16 protein-coding genes are annotated in these 19,804 nt (G+C 72.3%); 10 read left to right on the top strand and 6 right to left on the bottom strand.

Features of this window, described 5'->3' with window-relative positions; all coding sequences use genetic code 11:
• Nucleotides 1–120 precede the first annotated feature (120 nt).
• On the top strand, nucleotides 121–909 hold the full coding sequence (locus tag OG788_RS30570; RefSeq protein WP_406374534.1) for a PepSY domain-containing protein: 789 nt from the start codon (nucleotides 121–123) through the stop codon (nucleotides 907–909).
• A gap of 621 nt (nucleotides 910–1,530) precedes the next feature.
• Here OG788_RS30570 and OG788_RS30565 read toward each other — a convergent pair.
• From OG788_RS30565 to OG788_RS30555, 3 genes are all read right to left on the bottom strand, one after another.
• Nucleotides 1,531–2,781 (bottom strand): MFS transporter, encoded by a 1,251-nt coding sequence (locus OG788_RS30565; RefSeq protein ID WP_406374533.1) that lies wholly within the window; start codon nucleotides 2,779–2,781, stop codon nucleotides 1,531–1,533.
• Between the two features lie 333 nt (nucleotides 2,782–3,114).
• Entirely contained in the window at nucleotides 3,115–4,071 is a 957-nt protein-coding gene (gene meaB / locus OG788_RS30560; protein ID WP_266762870.1) for a methylmalonyl Co-A mutase-associated GTPase MeaB, read from the bottom strand.
• 39 nt (nucleotides 4,072–4,110) lie between these two features.
• Nucleotides 4,111–5,313 (bottom strand): acetyl-CoA C-acetyltransferase, encoded by a 1,203-nt coding sequence (locus OG788_RS30555; RefSeq protein WP_406374532.1) that lies wholly within the window; start codon nucleotides 5,311–5,313, stop codon nucleotides 4,111–4,113.
• Between the two features lie 148 nt (nucleotides 5,314–5,461).
• Between OG788_RS30555 and mce the strand changes: the two genes are divergently transcribed.
• From mce to OG788_RS30530, 5 genes are all read left to right on the top strand, one after another.
• Nucleotides 5,462–5,902: a methylmalonyl-CoA epimerase gene (mce, locus tag OG788_RS30550; protein WP_351543558.1), complete on the top strand. Its 441-nt coding sequence runs from the start codon at nucleotides 5,462–5,464 to the stop codon at nucleotides 5,900–5,902.
• Between the two features lie 243 nt (nucleotides 5,903–6,145).
• Nucleotides 6,146–9,991, top strand: coding sequence for a polarized growth protein Scy (scy, locus tag OG788_RS30545; protein ID WP_406374531.1), 3,846 nt, complete (start codon nucleotides 6,146–6,148; stop codon nucleotides 9,989–9,991).
• 182 nt (nucleotides 9,992–10,173) lie between these two features.
• Entirely contained in the window at nucleotides 10,174–11,109 is a 936-nt protein-coding gene (locus OG788_RS30540) for a cellulose-binding protein (protein WP_351543551.1), read from the top strand.
• Between the two features lie 221 nt (nucleotides 11,110–11,330).
• Nucleotides 11,331–12,335: an ABC transporter ATP-binding protein gene (locus OG788_RS30535; protein WP_406374530.1), complete on the top strand. Its 1,005-nt coding sequence runs from the start codon at nucleotides 11,331–11,333 to the stop codon at nucleotides 12,333–12,335.
• Nucleotides 12,336–12,337: 2 nt separating this feature from the next.
• On the top strand, nucleotides 12,338–13,105 hold the full coding sequence (locus OG788_RS30530; RefSeq protein ID WP_351543541.1) for an ABC transporter permease: 768 nt from the start codon (nucleotides 12,338–12,340) through the stop codon (nucleotides 13,103–13,105).
• A 102-nt stretch (nucleotides 13,106–13,207) separates the two neighbouring features.
• On the opposite strand, the gene OG788_RS30525 is transcribed toward OG788_RS30530, so the two are convergent.
• Nucleotides 13,208–13,861: a DUF1326 domain-containing protein gene (locus OG788_RS30525; RefSeq protein ID WP_406374529.1), complete on the bottom strand. Its 654-nt coding sequence runs from the start codon at nucleotides 13,859–13,861 to the stop codon at nucleotides 13,208–13,210.
• Between the two features lie 196 nt (nucleotides 13,862–14,057).
• Between OG788_RS30525 and OG788_RS30520 the strand changes: the two genes are divergently transcribed.
• Nucleotides 14,058–14,885 carry a DUF2182 domain-containing protein gene (locus tag OG788_RS30520; protein WP_406374528.1) on the top strand — a complete coding sequence of 276 codons (828 nt, stop codon included), beginning with the start codon at nucleotides 14,058–14,060 and terminating at the stop codon, nucleotides 14,883–14,885.
• 16 nt (nucleotides 14,886–14,901) lie between these two features.
• Here OG788_RS30520 and OG788_RS30515 read toward each other — a convergent pair whose 3' ends face one another.
• A complete protein-coding gene (locus tag OG788_RS30515; RefSeq protein WP_351543532.1) occupies nucleotides 14,902–15,819 on the bottom strand; it encodes a hypothetical protein in 918 nt (305 codons plus the stop codon).
• A gap of 262 nt (nucleotides 15,820–16,081) precedes the next feature.
• On the opposite strand from OG788_RS30515, the gene OG788_RS30510 reads away from it, so the two are divergent.
• The 3 genes from OG788_RS30510 (at nucleotide 16,082) to OG788_RS30500 (ending at nucleotide 19,329) form a co-directional block, all read left to right on the top strand.
• A complete protein-coding gene (locus tag OG788_RS30510) occupies nucleotides 16,082–16,972 on the top strand; it encodes a hypothetical protein (protein ID WP_406374527.1) in 891 nt (296 codons plus the stop codon).
• 228 nt (nucleotides 16,973–17,200) lie between these two features.
• Nucleotides 17,201–18,475, top strand: a complete 1,275-nt coding sequence (locus tag OG788_RS30505; RefSeq protein ID WP_406374526.1) for an ABC transporter ATP-binding protein — start codon at nucleotides 17,201–17,203, stop codon at nucleotides 18,473–18,475.
• Complete coding sequence (locus OG788_RS30500; protein ID WP_406374525.1) at nucleotides 18,472–19,329, top strand: ABC transporter permease; 858 nt, start codon at nucleotides 18,472–18,474, stop codon at nucleotides 19,327–19,329. Before OG788_RS30505 ends, OG788_RS30500 begins: the two co-directional genes overlap by 4 nt.
• A gap of 43 nt (nucleotides 19,330–19,372) precedes the next feature.
• On the opposite strand, the gene OG788_RS30495 is transcribed toward OG788_RS30500, so the two are convergent.
• Nucleotides 19,373–19,705 carry an ATP/GTP-binding protein gene (locus OG788_RS30495; RefSeq protein WP_266762853.1) on the bottom strand — a complete coding sequence of 111 codons (333 nt, stop codon included), beginning with the start codon at nucleotides 19,703–19,705 and terminating at the stop codon, nucleotides 19,373–19,375.
• Nucleotides 19,706–19,804 lie beyond the last annotated feature (99 nt).

The raw sequence follows: 19,804 nt of genomic DNA, 5'->3' as shown, positions 1-19,804 counted from the left end.
GCCTTCAGGTTTCTTCAGGCTGCCTTCAGCGTCCGTCCCTCAGATTGGTCCCCGTCGAAGCGCACCAGCGGAACGTCCTGGACGAAGCAGCTGAAACCAGTGGACAACGGGAGGATCTCCATGAAGCGCAACATCGTCATCGCCACGGTCGCGGCCGCGACCCTGATCGCCGGAGGCACGGCGACGGCCCTGGCCGTCACGGGGGACGACGCGACGGCACCGGCGAAACGGTCGAGCGTACAGCCGGGGACGGACGACGCCCGGGACACCCCGGATGCCGGACGCACCGCATCGCCCTCGCCCGCGGCCACGGCCACGAGCGCGGGAACGAGCGCGGCCGGCCGGTCGACCCTGACGGCGGCGGACGCCGTCGCCCACGCGCTGGCGCACACGCCGGGCACCGCCGTCGGCGCCGAACTGGACGACGAGCACGGCGCCGTGATCTGGGAGGTCGAGATCATCGACCCGGCCGGCGCCCGGCACGACGTCCGGGTCGGCCCGTCCACCGGCAAGGTGCTCGGCTCCCGGACCGGGCACGAGGACGACACCGCCCGGATACGGGCGACGCTCACGGGCACGTCCGTCTCGTTGGCCGAGGCCGCCCGGACCGCCGCGGCCGAGGGCACGGTCACCTCGATCGACGTCGACGACGGGACACACGCCTGGGACGTGGAGACCCTGACGCCGAACGGCATCGAGCAGGAGTGGCGGATCGACCTCCGCACCGGCCGCATCACACCGGACCACGGATCGGACGACAGGTCGCACGACGTGTCCGACGAGCGGACGGCACGCGGCTCGGACGACCGGACGGTGCACGGCTCGGACGACGGGGCCGGACACACGTCGCACCACGGCGCGGGGCACGGGTCGGACGACGGACCGGAGCGGGGGTCGGACGACGACTGACCGGACGGGCCGGGCCGGGCCGGGCCGAGCCAGGCCGAGCCAGGCCGAGCCAGGCCGAGCCAGGCCGAGCCGGGCCAGGCCGAGCCGGGCCAGGCCGAGCCGGGCCAGGCCGAGCCGGGCCAGGCCGAGCCGGGCCAGGCCGAGCCGAGCCGAGCCGGGCCGAGCCAGGCCGAGCCGGGCCAGGCCGAGCCGGGCCAGGCCGAGCTGAGCCGAGCCGAGCCGAGCCGGGCCGAGCCAGGCCGAGCCGGGCCAGGCCGAGCCGGGCCAGGCCGAGCCGGGCCAGGCCGAGCTGAGCCGAGCCGAGCCGAGCCGAGCCGGGCCGAGCCAGGCCGAGCGCGCACGATGCGCACGATGTGCACGATGCGCACGGACATCGTGCGCGCCCGGCCCGCCGCTCCGCCCCGCGGGTGCCGCCTGTGCTCCGGGTGCGGTCCTGCCGACGCCGCCCTCCTCACGGGGCGGCCCTCCCGGCAGGGGGCGGCCACCGATGGACGCTGCCCGCCCGGCCGGTGGTGCCCGGCATCCGCGAGCGCCCCACCCGTATGCGGGTGCAGGTGCGGCACCGCACGGGCCGCTCCGCCCGCACGTCACCCCCGCAGGAAGCCACGATGAGCGCGGCGGTCAGACGCTGCTCGGCTCGGCCTCGGCCGGGGCGGTCCCGCCCGCCGGTACGGGCGCTCTCGGCGGGGTCCGCAGCGCGATCAGGCCCGCCGCCAGCGCCACCGCGCCGGAGAGCGCGAAGCACCAGCCCAGGGGCACCCGGCCCACCAGCAGGCCCGCACCGGCGGCGCCACCGGAACTCCCCGCGTTCACCGCGGTGTTGACCCAGGCGCCGGCCTGGATGCGGAAGCCGGTCGGGGCGGCCGCGTCGGCGATCAGGTAGGACGTCGTCAGGGCCGGGGCGACGAAGAATCCGGCGCAGGCGACGGCCAGGGTCAGGGTGGCGAGGCCCGGCGCGAGGGCGGCGGCGAACAGGGCGAGGCCGAGACCCGCGGCCAACGCGGGCAGCCGTACGCCCGGGGACATCCGCCAGTCGACCGCGCCGTTCAGCAGGCCGCCCAGCGCGCTGCCCAGCGACAGTGCGGCGAGCGCCCAGGCCACCACGCCCGCTCCGTGATGACGTTGCTCGGCGAACGCCATGACCAGGAGGTCGACGGCGCCCAGGGACAGTCCGACGCCGAGCGCGACGACGACGGGCTGGGCGAGGGCACGTCCGCCCCGCCACCGGCGGCCGCCGTGCGCCGCCTTCGTCGCGGCCGGACGGACGCCCGCCACGACCGGGGAGAGGACGAACGCCAGGGTTCCCGACCACACCAGCAGTGCGCTCAGCGCGACCGCGGCGGCCGGCGGCGCCGCCTGCACGACCGCGCCGACGAGCAGCGGCCCGGAGACGAAGAGGATCTCCTCCACGACACCGTCCAGACTGTAGGCACGCTGCAACAGCCGTTCGTCCTGGACCACTTCGCCCCAGACGGCACGCATCGTGGGGCCGAGCGGCGGGGTGCAGGCGCCCGCGGCTACCGCCAGCGCGCCGATCGCCGCGGCCGGTGCGCCGGGCCGCCAGGCCGTGGCCGTGAAGGCCGCGAGCAGGCCCGCGTAGAGCGAGGCCATGGGGATCAGGGCACGGCGGGCGCCGTGCCGGTCGATCAGCGCCGCTCGCGCGGGCGACAGGAACACACTCGTCGCGCCGAACAGGGCCATGACCGTGCCGGCCACGGCGTACGACCCGGTGGCGCGGGTGGTGGTGAGCATCATGGCCAGCGAGACGACGCCGTACGACAGGCGGCCGGTCATGGCCGCGACGAAGGTGCGGCGGGCATGGGGAATGCGGAAGAGCGCGGCGTAGGACGGCCGCGAGGGTGACGCAGACATGGAAGGAGTCCTCAACTGCGAGACGGGACAGGGTCGCCGGAGTGCCGCGACGCCACGGCCGGAGTGCCGTCCGTGCGTCGCGGGCCTGGGCGGGCCCTATGCCAGGAGGAGGAACATGCCGCTCAACGTAACAGCGGGCGCGGGGAGTCGGCCAGGCGTTTTCCCGAACCCCGCTGCGCACCGCACGGTCGGCCCGGCGGGTCCCGGTTCAGGGCGGACAGCGCGAAGGGCGCCCGTTCCAGGAGGGAACGGGCGCCCTTCGCGTACGACGGCCGAGAGCCGCGCGGGATCAGCCCCGGAGCGCGCGGTACGCGCTGCCGGGTACGGCGTCGCTCAGGCCTCCGTGAGGCCCTCGACCAGCGAGTCCGCGGCCCGGTAGGGGTCCAGTTCGCCCGCCACGATGCGCTCCGCGAGGGCGCTCAGGCGGCGGTCTCCGTGGAGGTCGCCGATGCGCCGGCGCAGTGCGGTGACGGCGATCGTCTCGACCTCCTGGGACGCCCGGGCGAGCCGGCGCTCGGCCAGCACGCCATGCTCCTCCATCCACGCCCGGTGCTTCTCCAGGGCCTCGACGACCTCGTCGATGCCCTCGCCGCGCGCGGCCACCGTCTTGACGATCGGCGGGCGCCAGTCCCCGGGACCCCGGGACTCACCGAGGCCCAGCATGTGGTTGAGCTCGCGGGCGGTGGCGTCGGCGCCGTCGCGGTCGGCCTTGTTGACGACGTACACGTCGCCGATCTCCAGGATTCCGGCCTTGGCCGCCTGGATGCCGTCGCCCATGCCGGGGGCGAGGAGGACGACGGAGGTGTCGGCCTGGGAGGCGATCTCCACCTCCGACTGGCCGACGCCCACCGTCTCCACCAGGATCACGTCGCAGCCCGCCGCGTCCAGGACGCGGATCGCCTGGGGGGCCGACCAGGCCAGTCCGCCCAGGTGGCCGCGCGTCGCCATCGAGCGGATGTAGACGCCCGGGTCCGAGGCGTGGTCGGACATCCGGACGCGGTCGCCGAGGAGCGCGCCCCCGGAGAAGGGCGAGGACGGGTCGACGGCCAGCACGCCGACCCGCTTGCCCTGGCGCCGGTAGGCGGTCACCAGGGCAGACGTCGAGGTCGACTTGCCGACGCCGGGCGAGCCGGTGAGGCCCACCACGTACGCGTTGCCGGTCAGCGGCGCGAGCGCCGCCATGACCTCACGGAGCTGCGGTGCCGCACCCTCCACCAGGGAGATCAGCCGGGCCACGGCCCGCGGCCGTCCTTCTCTGGCCTGGGTCACCAGCGAGGAGACGTCCTGCATCACAGCTCCGTTCACGAGAGGTCGTCGGTCGAACGCGGGTCAGGCCTTGGCCACCCGCACGATCAGCGCGTCGCCCTGACCGCCGCCGCCGCACAGGGCGGCCGCGCCCACGCCGCCGCCGCGCCGCTTCAGCTCGAGGGCGAGGTGCAGGACGACCCGCGCGCCGGACATGCCGATCGGGTGGCCGAGGGCGATGGCGCCGCCGTTGACGTTCACCTTTTCCGTGGACACCCCGAGGTCCTTCATTGACTGGACGGCGACCGCCGCGAAGGCCTCGTTGATCTCGATCAGGTCGAGGTCCTCGACCTCCAGGCCCTCCTTCTTCAGGGCGTGCAGGATCGCGTTCGAGGGCTGCGACTGGAGGGAGTTGTCCGGCCCCGCCACGTTGCCGTGGGCGCCGATCTCCGCGATCCACTCCAGACCCAGCTCCAGCGCCTTGGCCTTGCTCATCACGACCACGGCGGCGGCGCCGTCCGAGATCTGGGACGAGGTGCCGGCGGTGATGGTGCCGTCCTTGGCGAAGGCGGGACGCAGCTTGCCGAGCGACTCGGCGGTCGTCTCGGCGCGGATGCCCTCGTCCTTGCTGAAGACGACGGGCTCGCCCTTGCGCTGCGGGATCTCGACGGGTGTGATCTCCGCCTCGAAGATGCCGTTCTTCTGGGCGGCGGCCGCGCGCTGGTGGGAGAGGGCGGCGATCTCGTCCTGCTCCGGGCGCTGGATCCCGAGACGGGTGTTGTGCTTCTCCGTGGACTCGCCCATGGCGATGTTCTCGAAGGCGTCCGTCAGACCGTCGTACGCCATCGCGTCGAGCATTTCGATCGCGCCGTACTTGTAGCCCTCGCGGGACTTCGGGAGCAGGTGCGGGGCGTTCGTCATGGACTCCTGGCCGCCGGCGACCACGATGTCGAACTCGCCGGCGCGGATCAGCTGGTCCGCGAGGGCGATGGCGTCGAGGCCGGAGAGGCACACCTTGTTGATGGTGAGGGCCGGGACGCTCATCGGGATGCCCGCCTTGACGGCGGCCTGGCGTGCCGGGATCTGCCCTGCCCCGGCCTGGAGCACCTGGCCCATGATCACGTACTGCACCTGGTCGCCGCCGATGCCCGCACGGTCGAGGGCGGCCTTGATCGCGAAGCCGCCGAGGTCGGCCCCGGAGAAGGACTTCAGCGAGCCCAGCAACCGCCCCATGGGCGTTCGGGCGCCCGCGACGATCACCGAGGTACTGCTGTTCGTTCCAGACATGAGGTGCGATCCCCTTACCGGCTTGCACAGCCGAGGAGTGAACGAGGGTTTACTGAGAATGTACTGAGCGGTAGGCCACCCGTCATCCGGCCCGCAGTGTGATCGCGCGCACGTTGCGTAACCACGCCGGGAGCGCTGCACTGACTAGATGCTGACGCGAATCGACCACATCGGGATCGCCTGTTTCGACCTCGACAAGACTGTTGAGTTCTACCGTGCGACGTACGGCTTCGAAGTCTTCCACTCCGAGGTAAACGAGGAGCAGGGTGTCCGGGAGGCCATGCTCAAGATCAACGAGACGTCCGACGGCGGCGCCTCCTACCTCCAGCTGCTCGAACCCACCCGCGAGGACTCCGCCGTCGGGAAGTGGCTGGCCAAGAACGGCGAGGGCGTGCACCACATCGCCTTCGGCACCGCGGATGTCGACGGTGACGCCGCGGACATCCGGAACAAGGGCGTCCGAGTGCTCTACGACGAGCCCCGGACCGGTTCCATGGGGTCCCGGATCACTTTCCTCCACCCCAAGGATTGCCACGGAGTCCTGACAGAACTGGTCACTTCGGCGGCGGTTGAGTCACCTGAGCACTGACCTCCGTATATCTGGGCCGGTAGGGTTGGGGGCGGCCGTCACCTTTCGCGGGAGACGGCCGCGGTCCTGACGCCTTCCGGCGCGCAGGACCAAGGGCCGGGGTCCAGGTTTCGGGGGGCGAGCGTCGGGGCAGCAGCCCGTGCTCCGCCGTTGATCTGACACCATTCCCCGGGGGCCCCGTTCGGCGGATGGACGGTGCTCGTTCGGAATTACTTGCGACCAGGGGACGGATGGGACCGCGCAGTGCGGGGCTACGAACGCCAGGAGCGAGAGCCGGCGGCTGACGTCGACCACCTCTCTCGGTTCGAGGCCGAGATGGAGCGGCTGAAGACCGAGCGGGAGAAGGCCGTCCAGCACGCCGAGGACCTCGGCTATCAGGTCGAGGTGCTGCGCGCCAAGCTGCACGAGGCGCGCCGCAGTCTGGCGACCCGTCCTGCCTACGACGGGGCCGACATCGGCTATCAGGCCGAGCAGCTGCTCCGTAATGCCCAGATGCAGGCCGATCAGCTGCGCACCGACGCCGAGCGCGAGATCAGCCAGGCCCGGGCACAGACCCAGCGCATCCTCCAGGAGCACGCCGAGCAGGCCGCCCGGCTCCAGGCGGAGCTGCACCAGGAGGCGGTCACCCGTCGCCAGCAGCTCGACCAGGAGCTGGCCGAACGCCGGCAGACCGTCGAATCGCACGTCAACGAGAACGTGGCGTGGGCGGAGCAGCTGCGCGCCCGCTCCGAGTCACAGGCCCGCCGTCTCCTGGAGGAGTCGCGTGCCGAGGCCGAGCAGGCGCTGGCCGCGGCCCGCACGGAGGCCGAGCGCGTCGCCGCCGAGGCGCGCCAGCGGCTCACCAACGACGCCGAGTCGGCCCGCGCCGAGGCCGAGGCGCTGCTGCGCCGGGCCCGCACGGACGCCGAGCGGCTGCTGAACGCCGCGTCGACGCAGGCCCAGGAGGCCACCGACCACGCCGAGCAGCTGCGCAGCTCCACGGCGAACGATTCGGACAACGCCCGGCGCCAGGCCACCGAGCTGAGCCGGGCCGCCGAGCAGCGGATGAGCGCCGCCGAGACCGCGCTGCGCGAGGCGCAGGCCGAGGCGGACAAGGTCCTCAACGAGGCCAAGGAAGCCGCGGCCAAGACGCTCTCCGGCGCCGAGTCGGTCAACGAGCAGCGCACGCGGACGGCGAAGGAGCAGGTCGCCCGGCTGGTCAGCGAGGCCACCAAGGAGGCCGAGACCACCAAGTCCGAGGCCGAGCAGATCGTCGCGGACGCCCGCAGCAAGGCCGAGACGATCGTCGCGGAGGCCGAGGAGAGCGCGCGCAGCCTCACCGCCGAGGAGACCGCCTCCCAGCTCGCCAAGGCCGCCCGTACCGCCGAGGACGTGCTCAACCGGGCGTCCGAGGAGGCCAAGAGGACCACGAAGGCGGCGTCCGAGGAGGCCGAGCGGATCCGCACCGAGGCGGAGACCGAGGCCGACCGGCTGCGCGCCGAGGCGCACGACATCGCCGAGCAGCTCAAGGGCACGGCGAAGGACGACACCAAGGAGTACCGCGCCAAGACCGTCGAGCTCCAGGAGGAGGCCCGCCGGCTGCGCGGTGACGCCGAGCAGCTGCGCTCGGACGCCGTCGCCGAGGGCGAGCGCATCCGCGCCGAGGCCCGGCGCGAGGCCGTCCAGCAGATCGAGGAGGCGGCGCGGACCGCCGAGGAGCTGCTCGCCAAGGCGAAGGCGGACGCGGACGAGCTGCGCCAGGCCGCCACGGCGGACAGCGAGAAGGTCCGCACCGAGGCCATCGAGCGCGCCACGACCCTGCGCAGGCAGGCCGAGGAGACGCTGGAGCGGACCCGCGCGGAGGCCGAGCGGCACCGCGCGGAGGCCGTCGAGCAGGCCGAGACGATCGCGGCCGACGCGGAGCGGGCCGCCGAGCGGCAGCGCGAGGAGACCGAGCGGGCCATAGCGGCCCGTCAGGCCGAGGCCGCCGAGGGACTGGCCCGGCTGCACACGGAGGCGGAGGAGCGTCTCACCGCCGCCGAGACGGCGCTGACGGACGCGCGCGCCGAGGCCGAGCGGATCCGTCGCGAGGCCGCCGAGGAGACCGACCGGCTGCGTTCGGAGGCCGCCGAGCGGCTCCGTACGCTCCGGGCGCAGGCCGAGACGGAGGCCGAGCGGCTGCGCAACGAGGCCGCGGCGGACGCTTCGGCGTCCCGCGCCGAGGGCGAGACCATCGCCGTACGGCTGCGTTCGGAGGCGGCGGCGGAGGCCGAGCGCCTGAAGTCGGAGGCCCAGGACAGCGCCGACCGGGTGCGGAGCGAGGCGCAGGCCGCGGCCGAGCGTCTGGCGGCCGAGGGTGCCGAGACGCTGGCCGCCGCCCAGGAGGAGGCCGCACGGCGCCGCCGCGAGGCCGAGGAGACCCTCGGTTCGGCGCGCCAGGAGGCCGACCAGGAGCGTGAGCGGGCCCGCGAGCAGAGCGAGGAACTCCTCGCCTCCGCGCGCAAGCGGGTCGAGGAGGCCCAGACCGAGGCCGTACGGCTGGTCGAGGAGGCCGACCGGCGCGCGACCGAGATGGTCTCCAACGCCGAGCAGACCGCGCAGCAGGTGCGGGACTCGGTGGCGGGGCTGCACGAGCAGGCGCAGGAGGAGATCACCGGGCTGCGCTCGGCCGCCGAGCACGTGGCGGACCGTACGCGGACCGAGGCGCAGGAGGAGGCGGACCGGGTCCGCGCCGACGCGTACGCCGAGCGCGAGCGGGCGTCCGAGGACGCGTCGCGGGTGCGGCGGGAGGCGGCCGAGGAGACGGAGGCCGCGAGCTCCCTCGCGGAGCGCACGGTCGCCGAGGCGATCGCGGAGTCGGAGCGACTGCGTTCGGACGCCGCCGACCACGCCCAGCGGGTGCGCACCGAGGCGTCGGACGCGATCGCGAACGCCGACCAGGACGCCTCGCGCACCCGTGCGGACGCCCGGGAGGACGCGAACCGGATCCGTTCGGACGCGGCCGCGCAGGTGGACACCCTCATCACGGAGGCGACGGCGGAGGCCGAGCGGCTCGGGACCGAGACCGCGGCCGAGGCCGAGCGGGTCCGTACCGAGTCCGTGGCCAAGGCCGAGCAGCTCATCTCGGACGCGACCGGTGACGCGGAGCGGCTGCGTGCCGAGGCCGCCGAGACGGTCGGTTCCGCGCAGCAGCACGCGGAGCGGATCCGTAGCGAGGCCGAGCGCGTCAGGACGCGGGCGGCCGAGGAGGCCGAGCGGCTGACGTCGTCGGCGCGCGAGGAGGCCGAGCGCACGCTGGACGAGGCCCGCAAGGAGGCCAACAAGCGGCGCTCCGAGGCGGCCGAGCAGGTCGACACGCTCATCTCCGAGACGGCGTCCGAGGCGGACAAGCTGCTCTCCGAGGCGCAGCAGAGCGCCCAGAAGACGACGGCCGACGCCGAGTCGCAGGCCGACACGATGGTCGGCGTGGCGCGGGGCGAGGCCGAGCGGCTCGTCTCGGAGGCGACGGTCGAGGGCAACACCCTGGTTGAGCGGGCCCGTACGGACGCGGACGGGCTGCTGGTCGGCGCGCGCCGGGACGCCACGGCGATCAGGGAGCGCGCCGAGGAGCTGCGGGACCGCATCACCTCGGAGATCGAGGATCTGCACGAGCGGGCCCGCCGTGAGTCGTCCGAGGCGATGAAGAACGCGGGCGACCGGTGCGACGCGCTCATCAAGGCCGCCGAGGACCAGCTCGCCGAGGCCGAGGCGAAGGCCAAGGACCTGGTGGCGGAGGCGAACTCCGAGGCGAGCAAGGTCCGTATCGCCGCCGTGCGCAAGGCCGAAGGACTCCTCAAGGAGGCCGAGCAGAAGAAGTCCTCGGTCATCGGCGAGGCCGAGAAGATCAGGTCCGAGGCCATCCAGGAGGCGAAGGCCGCCGTCGAGGAGGGCAAGCGCGACCTGGAGGTGCTGGTCCGCCGGCGCGAGGACATCAACGCGGAGATCTCCCGTGTCCAGGATGTCCTGGAGGCGTTGGAGTCCTTCGAGGCGCCGGGTGCCAAGGACGGCGGGGTGAAGGCGGGGGCCGCCGCGGGTTCCACCCGTTCGGGTGGCAAGACGTCGGAGGGCTAGCCAGATGCACAGGTTCCGTACCTAAAAGGGACCTTTGTCACAGGCTCTGGCAAGCCATCCGACAGCTAGCCACCCAAAAGGAGTGTCATTCTCCAGATCAAACACGTATCCGCTCGATGACACACCGCATTGACCCCTAGGATTCCCCTATCACCTCACCGGTCTCATTCGACAGGAACCCCATGAGCGACACTTCCCCCTACGGCTTCGAGCTTGTGCGGCGTGGATACGACCGCGCTCAGGTGGACGAACGCATTTCTAAGCTCGTCTCCGACCGTGACAGCGCTCTGGCCCGTATCACCGCCCTCGAAAAGCGCATCGAAGAACTCCATCTCGAAACGCAGAACGCCCAGGCCCAGGTCAGCGACGCGGAGCCGTCGTACGCCGGTCTCGGCGCGCGCGTCGAGAAGATCCTCCGCCTCGCCGAGGAGGAGGCCAAGGACCTGCGCGAGGAGGCCCGTCGCGCGTCCGAGCAGCACCGTGAGCTCGCCGAGTCGGCCGCCCAGCAGGTGCGCAACGACGCAGAATCGTTCGCTGCGGACCGCAAGTCCAAGGCGGAGGACGAGGGCGTCCGGATCGTCGAGAAGGCCAAGAGCGACGCCTCTCAGCTGCGCTCCGAGGCGCAGAAGGACGCCCAGTCCAAGCGCGAGGAGGCGGACGCCCTCTTCGAGGAGACCCGTGCCAAGGCCGCCCAGGCCGCCGCCGACTTCGAGACGAACCTCGCCAAGCGCCGCGAGCAGTCCGAGCGCGACCTGGCGTCGCGCCAGGCCAAGGCCGAGAAGCGCCTCGCGGAGATCGAGCACCGCGCGGAGCAGCTCCGCCTGGAGGCCGAGAAGCTGCGCACGGACGCCGAGCGCCGCGCCCGCCAGACGGTGGAGACGGCTCAGCGGCAGGCCGAGGACATCGTGGCCGACGCGAACGCCAAGGCCGACCGGATCCGCTCGGAGTCCGAGCGCGAGCTGGCCGCCCTCACCAACCGCCGCGACTCGATCAACGCGCAGCTCACGAACGTCCGCGAGATGCTCGCGACGCTCACGGGTGCCGCGGTGGCCGCCGCGACCGGCCCGGCCGAGGACGAGCCGATCTCGCGTGGGGTTCCGGCGCAGCAGTCCCGGTAACCGCGCAGTCCGACACCAGGGCCCGCTCCCCCTTCGGAGGGTGCGGGGTCCTGTCGTACCGTCAGGCCCTTCCGCCCGGAGCGCGCCCTGTCGTGTCGTCCGGCCCACCGCTTCCCCTTCCGAGGGGTGCCTCCGCGCCGCGGCGGCACCCCCGTGACGAGCCTCTCGACCGTCTCCCCGCTCAAGTGGCAGGCCCCAGGGGGCCGTCTTAGCGTGGCCGCATGATCGAGCTCGAGGGGCTGACCAAGCGGTACGGCGAGAAGGTGGCGGTCAACAACCTCACCTTCGCCGTCAGACCGGGCATCGTGACCGGCTTCCTCGGCCCCAACGGCGCCGGGAAGTCCACGACGATGCGGATGATGCTCGGGCTCGACCGTCCCACGTCGGGCGACGTACGGATCGACGGAGAGCACTACGACCACCTCAAGGACCCGCTGAAGTACATCGGCGCCCTGCTGGACGCCAAGGCCATGCACGGCGGCCGCAGCGCCTTCAACCACCTCCTCTGCCTCGCCCAGAGCAACGGCATCCCCAAGGCGCGCGTGCACGAGGTCCTCGACACGGTGGGCCTCACCCCGGTCGCGAGGAAGAAGGCGAAGGGGTTCTCGCTGGGCATGGGCCAGCGGCTCGGCATCGCGGGCGCGCTCCTCGGCGACCCGCGGATCCTGATGTTCGACGAGCCGGTCAACGGCCTCGACCCCGAGGGCATCCACTGGATCCGCAATCTGATGAAGTCCCTCGCGGCCCAGGGCCGTACGGTCTTCGTCTCCTCCCACCTCATGAGCGAGATGGCGCTGACCGCCGACCACCTCGTCGTCATCGGCCAGGGCAGGCTGCTCGCCGACACCTCGATGGCCGATTTCATCCAGCAGAACTCGCGCTCGTACGTCCGTATCCGTTCCCCTCAGCGCGAGCGGCTGCTCGACGTGCTGCGGGGCGCGGGGATCACCGTCGTACAGACGGGCAGCGGCGCCCTCGAGGTGGACGACGGCAAGCCGGAGCACATCGGTGAGCTGGCCGCGCGGCACCAGATCGTGCTGCATGAGCTGAGCCCCCAGCAGGCCTCGCTGGAGGAGGCGTTCATGCAGCTGACCGCGGAGTCGGTGGAGTACCACGCGCACTCCGACGCGCCGAGTCCGTCGATCCCGCCGATCCCGCCGGGCCCGCAGAATCCGCAGAGCCCGCCCACCGCCCCGCAATGGGGCGGCGACTGGAAGAAGGGCTGACGATGGCGGCCACCCAGGTCCTCAAGTCCGAGTGGACCAAGATCCGCTCCGTGGCGTCCACGGTGTGGACGCTGAGCCTCGCGGCGGTCGTCACGATCGCCCTGGGCATCCTCATCTCGCTCCTGTCCAAGAACGAGTGGGACAAGATGAGCACGAGGGACCAGCTCTCCTTCGACCCGACGTTCATCAGCTTCGCGGGCATGAGCCTCGGCCAGCTCGCGATGATCGTCTTCGGCGTGCTGGTGGTGGGCAACGAGTACAGCACCGGCATGATCCGGACCTCGCTCGCGGCGGTCCCGCAACGCGGCACGTTCCTCTTCAGCAAGGTCGCGGTGGCGGCCGGTCTCGCCCTCGTCGTCGGCATGATCACCAGCTTCATCACCTTCTTCCTGGGCCAGGCCGTGCTCGGCACGCACAGGGCGTCGATCAGCGATCCGGGTGTCCTGCGCGCGGTGATCGGCGGGGGGCTCTACATGACGCTCATCGCCGTCTTCTCGATGGGTGTCGCGGCGATGCTGCGCAGTCCGATGCTCTCGCTCGGCATCCTGATGCCGTTCTTCTTCCTGATCTCCAACATCCTGGGCGCGGTGTCCGCGACGAAGAAGGTCGGCCGCTACCTCCCCGACCAGGCCGGCAGCAGAATCTTGCGGGTGGTGACTCCCCTGGACGACACCCCGTACGGTCCCTGGGGCGGCCTCGGAATCATGGTGCTGTGGGTGGCCCTGGCCCTGATCGGCGGCTACACGCTGCTGAAGAAGAGGGACGCCTGAGCCCTCTCTTGCGGATCTTGCCTGACCCGCGGCGCTCCCCCGGCTACCGCTGGGAGGTGCCCCCGGGCACCGCGGGCGGCGTATCCGAAAGAGACGGCCTGGCTAGTCGGGCCCGGTCCAGTCGAAGGTGATGTGCTTGCTGGACCGGCCTTCGCGGCTCCACAGGAAGCCGTGAGCATCGGCGCGGTCCGCCGTCGAGCGGCCCCAGGTCGCGACCTGGCCCGGTCCGGTCTCCGCACCCGGCAGGTTGGTCGACTGGACGCGCGCACCCTCCGGGGTCGTGGGTCCGGTGAGCGCGACCGCGCTCGCCTCGACCCGGCCCGGTACCAGGGCCCGCCAGCTCGCGAGGTCGTCGGCGACCTCGACCTCGATGGGGGCGAACTCCATGCCGCGCATTTCGGCGCCCATCATGCTCACCATCTGGGCCGGCCAACTGCCCGCCTGCCCACCGAAGATCATCTGAAGCGCCTCGCGCTGGGGTTCGTCGGCGCGCTCGTCGACGAAGACCGCGGCGTACGTGTCCGAGTGCTCGGCCCAGATGTTGCCGACGAACGAGGCCACCATCAGCACGTTCAGGCCGTCCAGCCGTACGTCACCGTAACGGCCCTCGCGGATGTGCCAGGCCAGGATGCCGTCGCAGTCGCCGTGGGTGGGCAACTGCGCGAACGAGCAGGGGCAGGGCACGTTGCACTTGCAGGTGTCGAACCAGTCGCCCGCCGCATGCCACCGGGGAACGGTCGCCGTCGTCTCGGACATCTCCCTGCCTCCTCGTGACCGTGCCGGGACGTCGGTCTCGGGAGGACGGCGAACCCCCGGGAGCCATCACCGGCCCACGCCCGGGTCGTACGGATATATCCCGATTGTCCCACCGCAGGGGTCACCCGGGGGAGGTGCTTTCCGCGTACACGCTTTCCCGCGCGCACGCGCAGGTCCGCCGTGATCTGCTGGAGGTGTGCGCCTCGACCGGAAGGCCCTGTCACCCCCTCTGCGTCCGGCGAATCTACTGTCGGCCCGGCAGCTGGCGTTCGCCTGGTCCGTGATGGCGGCGATCGCCCTCCTCGCCTGGGTGCTGGTGGTCGACCAGGCCCGTGACATGGGGGTCGAGCCGGGAACCATGGGTATGGGCGTCCCGCTGTTCCTGCTGCTGTGGCTGGTCATGATGATCGCCATGATGTTCCCGTCGGTGGCCCCGGTGGCCCTCACCTGGGCGCGGGCCATCGGGCGCCAGTCGCCCACGGGAGTCGTACGGGTGGCTCGTACCGCCCAGTTCGTCGGCGGGTACCTGCTGGCCTGGACGGTCTTCGGCCTGATCGCCTACGGGCTCTTCGCCGGGACCGGGGCCCTGGTGGACGAGCACCCGGGCGCCGGGCGCTGGATCGGCGCCGGGGCCTTCCTGGTCGCCGGGCTGTACCAGTTCGGCCCGTGGAAGGACCTCTGCCTGCGGCACTGCCGGAGCCCGATGGGCCAGCTCGCGCGCTACGCGGGTCTCCGGCCCCGGGCCCGCGATCTGCGGGTCGGGGCGCACCACGGGGCGTACTGCGTGGGCTGCTGCTGGGGGCTGATGGTCGTGCTCGTCCCGCTGGGCGTCATGAACGTCCTGGCGATGGCCGCGGTGGCCGTGGTGATCTTCGTGGAGAAGCTCTGGCGGCTGGGCCCCGTCTTCTCACAGGTCGTCGGGGCCGCCTTCCTCGTACTCGCGGTACTGAGCCTCTTCCAGCCCTGGCTGCTGCCGGGCCTGATCCCGCCGCAGTCGCCCATGACGGAGATGCTCAGCCCCTAGGCCTGCGGCCTGGGCGTCAGGGCCGGGCCGGCCGGCCGGGCTCGTCGCCGTTCGGCCGGGGAGGGATGAGACCGTCGAAGTCGGACCAGCCGTCCCAGCGCCACACGTCCTGGTCGAGGTCCGGCTGGAGCGGCACGAAACGGCCGAGCTCGAAGTCCCCGGCCTCCAGGTCGAACCAGCGCTCGTCGGCGACCTCGGTGCCGAGCCCGACGGTCCGGGCGGTCAGCCGGACGAGCAGCTTCACGCCGTGCGAGCCGGACAGGTCCTTGCCCTGGATCCTGCGGAACGGCAGGCCGGTCACCGGCGCCTCGACCGGTATCCACACCGTGAAGGGCGCACCGCGCTCGACCGCGAGCCAGCTCCGCTCCTCGGCCGGCTCGCCCTTCGCGTCCAGGACCCTCAGCCACTGCTTGTAGATGACGAGGCTGCCGTCGTGCGGGGAGCGCTCCAGGTAGCGCAGATGCGCGCGGGCCCGCAGGTCGACGACGGACAGATTGTCGAAGCGGTTGTAGAACCGGACGGCGATGATGGCGTCGTCGCTGTCCGCGTGCTGCCGCGAGTAGCCCGGGAAGTCGGCGGTCCAGGCGTGCGAGATGCTGGCCCGCCGCCGCCAGACGAAGGGCCGCAGCGCGAACATCTTGATCAGGACGATGCCGAGCAGCACCGCGGGTACCAGCGAGCCGGTGACGGAGGCGAGCGTGGCCAGCAGTTGGTGAGCGGTGCTGTCCGGTTCGGGTTCGAGATTGTCCGTGCCGACACAGGCCCGCAGCACGGTCAGGCTGAGGTCGAAGAGCCGCTCCTCGTTCGAGAACCGCTCCGCCATCGAACGCGGCGAGTGCTCCGTCAGCGTCCACGCCGCCGCCACGACCACCGAGAGTCCGGCCAGCGCGCCCAGCGCCATCAGGAGCAGCGCGTGGACGGTGCGTCCCGCCATCCACCAGCGTACGGACGTGCGATAGCGCGGATGCGCCCGTCCCCGTCCGGGTCCTCCACCCCGCCCTGCCCCGCGCCACATCGAGCTCAACTTGCTTCCCCCGTAGCCGACTTCGCCCCACTCGTACAATGGGGAGAGCATGATTCCCGGTGTCGGTCAGGGCCAACCCGGCTCGGCCGGGGGAGACCGGGACCCGCCCCGGGTACAACTCGCGTGAAAGGCTGTGCCCGTATTCGCGCGACCACCCCCGAAGGGCGTCACCGTGACGACGAAGGACCGAAGCCTCGAGGCGCTGGGCCTGGACGACGTGCCCGCGAAGAAGCCCCTCACCTATCCCGGCCGGCCGACCACCGAGCCGTCCCTGCTGACCGGCGGTGAGCTGCTCCAGCTCGACGTCCGGCCGCTGCGGCTCGGCGAGTGGTACGTGGAGGAGCGCCAGGAACAGCAGCGACTCGACGAAGCCCTCGCCGACCTGGGCCAGGTCGGCACCGGGCGGCGCCACCCGGTCATCGCCGTCGGCTCGAACGCCTCCCCCGGGCAGGTCGCCCACAAGCTGACCCGGCTCGGCATCCCGGCGACGGTGCCGATGATTCCGGTGCGGGTGGGCGGGATCGCCGTGGGCTGCTCGGGGCACATCAGTCCGGCGGGCTACGTGGCCGGGACGCCGTACGTGGACCGGACCGCCGAGACGACGCTCGTGGTGACCTGGCTGGACTCGACCCAGCTCAAGGCCGTCGACGACACCGAGTTCCCGGACTACCGGCGGGCGATACTCCCCGGCGACGAGTTCACGATGACGATGCCCTCCGGGGAACGGCTCGGCGGCGCGTACATCTACTTCAGCGCGCACGGCGTGCTCGCGGAGCCGGAGACCGGGCGGCCCCGCCAGGGCGGAGGCGACCAGTCCGAGCTGCTCGCCTCCCTGCTCGCCGCCTCCGCACGGCTGCGCGAGCTGCTCGGACCCGACCCCGCGTCCTGGGTGCGCGAGGCCGGGGCCGACCGGTCGCTGCGCGAGAAGGGCACGCTGATCTTCGGCCAGGAGGGCTGGGTGCTGCCGCAGACCGACTTCCTGCCGTACGTCGACGAGTCGGCCGAACTGCGCCTGTACGACGACCTGCCGCCGCTCGACGATTCCCTGCCGCACCCGCCCTGAGCATTCCCCGGTGATCAGGTGGGCGCCCATTCCCTTTCCGGCCTGACCAGGAACGACGAGTACCTGACAGGACACGCGTACGAAATCCCGCCCCTTACTGGATCTTTCCCCGGCCTGCCGGGCGCGGTTTTACTCTCTCTTGAGTGGAACCGTCAGCGCCCGGTTATCCTCCTAACCCTTACGGGGGCGTGCGCCCCGACGTCCTGAACCTTTCGATGGGTGCGGAGAATGATCGAGGCAGTCGGCCTGACGAAGCGCTACGGCGCCAAGACAGCCGTGTACAACCTTTCCTTCCAGGTGCGGCCGGGTGCCGTCACCGGTTTCCTCGGGCCCAACGGCTCGGGCAAGTCGACGACGATGCGCATGATCCTCGGCCTCGACAACCCCACCGCCGGGCGGGTGACGATCGGCGGCCACCCGTACCGCAAGCTGCAGAACGCTCCCCGCCAGGTCGGCGCACTCCTCGACGCCAAGGCCGTGCACGGTGGCCGGCACGCCCGCAACCACCTGCTGTGCCTGGCCCAGCTGTCGGGCATCCCGGCCCGCCGCGTGGACGAGGTGCTCGGCGTCGTGGGCCTCCAGGACGTGGCCAAAAAGCGCTCCAAGGGCTTCTCCCTCGGCATGGGCCAGCGCCTCGGCATCGCCGCCGCGCTCCTCGGCGACCCCCAGGTACTGCTCTTCGACGAACCGGTCAACGGCCTCGACCCCGAGGGCATCCTCTGGGTGCGCAACCTGATGAAGTCCCTCGCGGCGGAGGGCCGTACGGTCTTCGTCTCCTCGCACCTGATGAGCGAGATGGCGCTGACCGCCGACCACCTCATCGTGATCGGCCGCGGCCAGCTGCTCGCCGACCAGAGCATCAAGGAATTCATCTCGCACAACTCGGCCGACTTCGCCCGGGTGCGCACGCCGGACACCGAGCCGCAGCAGCGCGAGAAGCTGACCGCCGCGCTGACCGAGGCGGGCGGACAGGTGCTGCCCGAGCAGGACGGCGCGCTGCGCATCACCGGGCTGCCGCTCTCCCGCATCAGCGACCTCGCGCACTCCGCCGACGTCCGCCTGTGGGAGCTGTCGCCGCACCAGGCCTCGCTGGAGGAGGCGTACATGCGGATGACGCAGGGCGCCGTCGACTACCGCTCGACCATCGACCAGAAGGCCGGGCTCCAGCAGCAGCTGCCGCCGGGCGCCATGCCCCCGCCGCAGATGCCGGTGGCGGGCCAGGGCCAGCCGGGCTGGTACGCGCCGCCGCCGCCCCAGCAGGGCGGGCAGCCCTTCGCCATGCCGCAGGGCCAGCCGCAGGCCGGCCCGTACGGCGCTCCCGCGGCCCCTGGCGCGGCCCTGCCGGGCCCGTACGGCGCTCCGGTCGCCCCCGGCGCGGACGTCAACCCGTACGCCCACGCGGCCCCCCAGGCCCCCGCGGGCCCCCCGGCGCCCACCGCCGCCGCTCCCGCCCCGGCCCCCGCGCCCGCCGCCGACCTGACCAAGCCCGAGGACGCCCGATGAGCACGCCCCAGCCCCCGATGCCGCAGCAGGCCGCCGCTGCCCCCGACTGGCAGGCGCCGCCCGGAGCTTCGTACACCTCGCCGATCCCCGTCACCCGCACCCACCTCGGGCACGCGCTCCACTCCGAGTGGACGAAGATCAAGTCGGTGCGCTCCACGCTGTGGACGCTCGGGATCTTCCTGCTCCTGGTGGTCGGCATCGGCTTCCTGGTCGCCGTGCAGACCACGAACGAGGACTTCGGCGACGTCCCGTACACGATCCCGGCGTTCTTCGGCCTGATGCTCGGGCAGATCTGCCTGATCACGCTGGGCGTGCTGGTGGTCTCCTCCGAGTACGGCACGGGCATGATCCGGACGACGTTCACGGCCTCGCCGCAGCGGCACCGGGTGCTCACCGCCAAGCTGGTCATCTTCTTCGCGGTGGCGTTCAGCGTCTCGGCGTTCGCGATCGGGCTCGTCGGCCTGTTCACCGAGGGGATGCACAGCGACGCCTCCGACGACGCCTCCCAGGTCGCCTGGGGCGGCACCGTCGTGATGGGCGCGCTGTACGTCTCCCTGCTCGGCGTGCTCGCCCTCGCGGTGGGCTCGATGCTGCGTCACTCGGCGGGCGCGATCACCACGATGCTCGGCGTCGTGCTGGTGCCCGCGATCATGCCCGCGTTCCTGATGATGTCCGAGAGCCTGCGGACGATCGGCGAGAAGATGCAGGAGTACAACGCCCCCAACGCCCTCGCCCACGTCTTCCGGCTGGACACGGAGAGCGGCAACGGCAGCGCGCAGCTCGGCCTGCTCGCCGGAGTGACGGCGGCGGCGGTCGTCGGCGCCTTCGTGCTCCTGGAGCGCCGGGACGTGTGACGACCACGTCCGGACGGCCTGAGGCCGGACCGTCCGAAGTCGCCTAGAACCTGGGCGCGTTACGGGACCGCTGCACCCGCGAGGTGCGGCGGTCCTTCGCGTTCCAGCAGGCCTTGTGCCAGTGGCGCCGCTCGTCGACGCCCGAGTGCTCCGGCCAGGCCACCACATGCGGAACCCCTGACGGGATCAACTGGTCGCAGCCGGGGCAGCGGTAGGTCTTGCCCTGCGCGCTCGCGCCCGCCACATGGCGCACGCTCCACTCCTCGCCCTGCCAGCTCTCCGTGGACTGCCAGCCGCCGTAACGGTCCGACGGGTCCTCCCCGCCGCTCCTGCCGGACGATCCGGCGTCCTTCGGACGGTTGCGACGCGGGGACAAGGGACACCTCACGGAGCTATACAGGGAGCAGGGTTCACGTCCAGCCTACGCGGCGCGCACAGGGGTACGCGTACTCCGCCGGCCCGCCCAGATCCCCCA

Source organism: Streptomyces sp. NBC_00647, assembly GCF_045207245.1.
GTDB lineage: Bacteria > Actinomycetota > Actinomycetes > Streptomycetales > Streptomycetaceae > Streptomyces.
The sequence above is the reverse complement of the archived record's forward strand: the minus strand, read 5'-3'. Positions and strand labels throughout refer to the sequence as shown.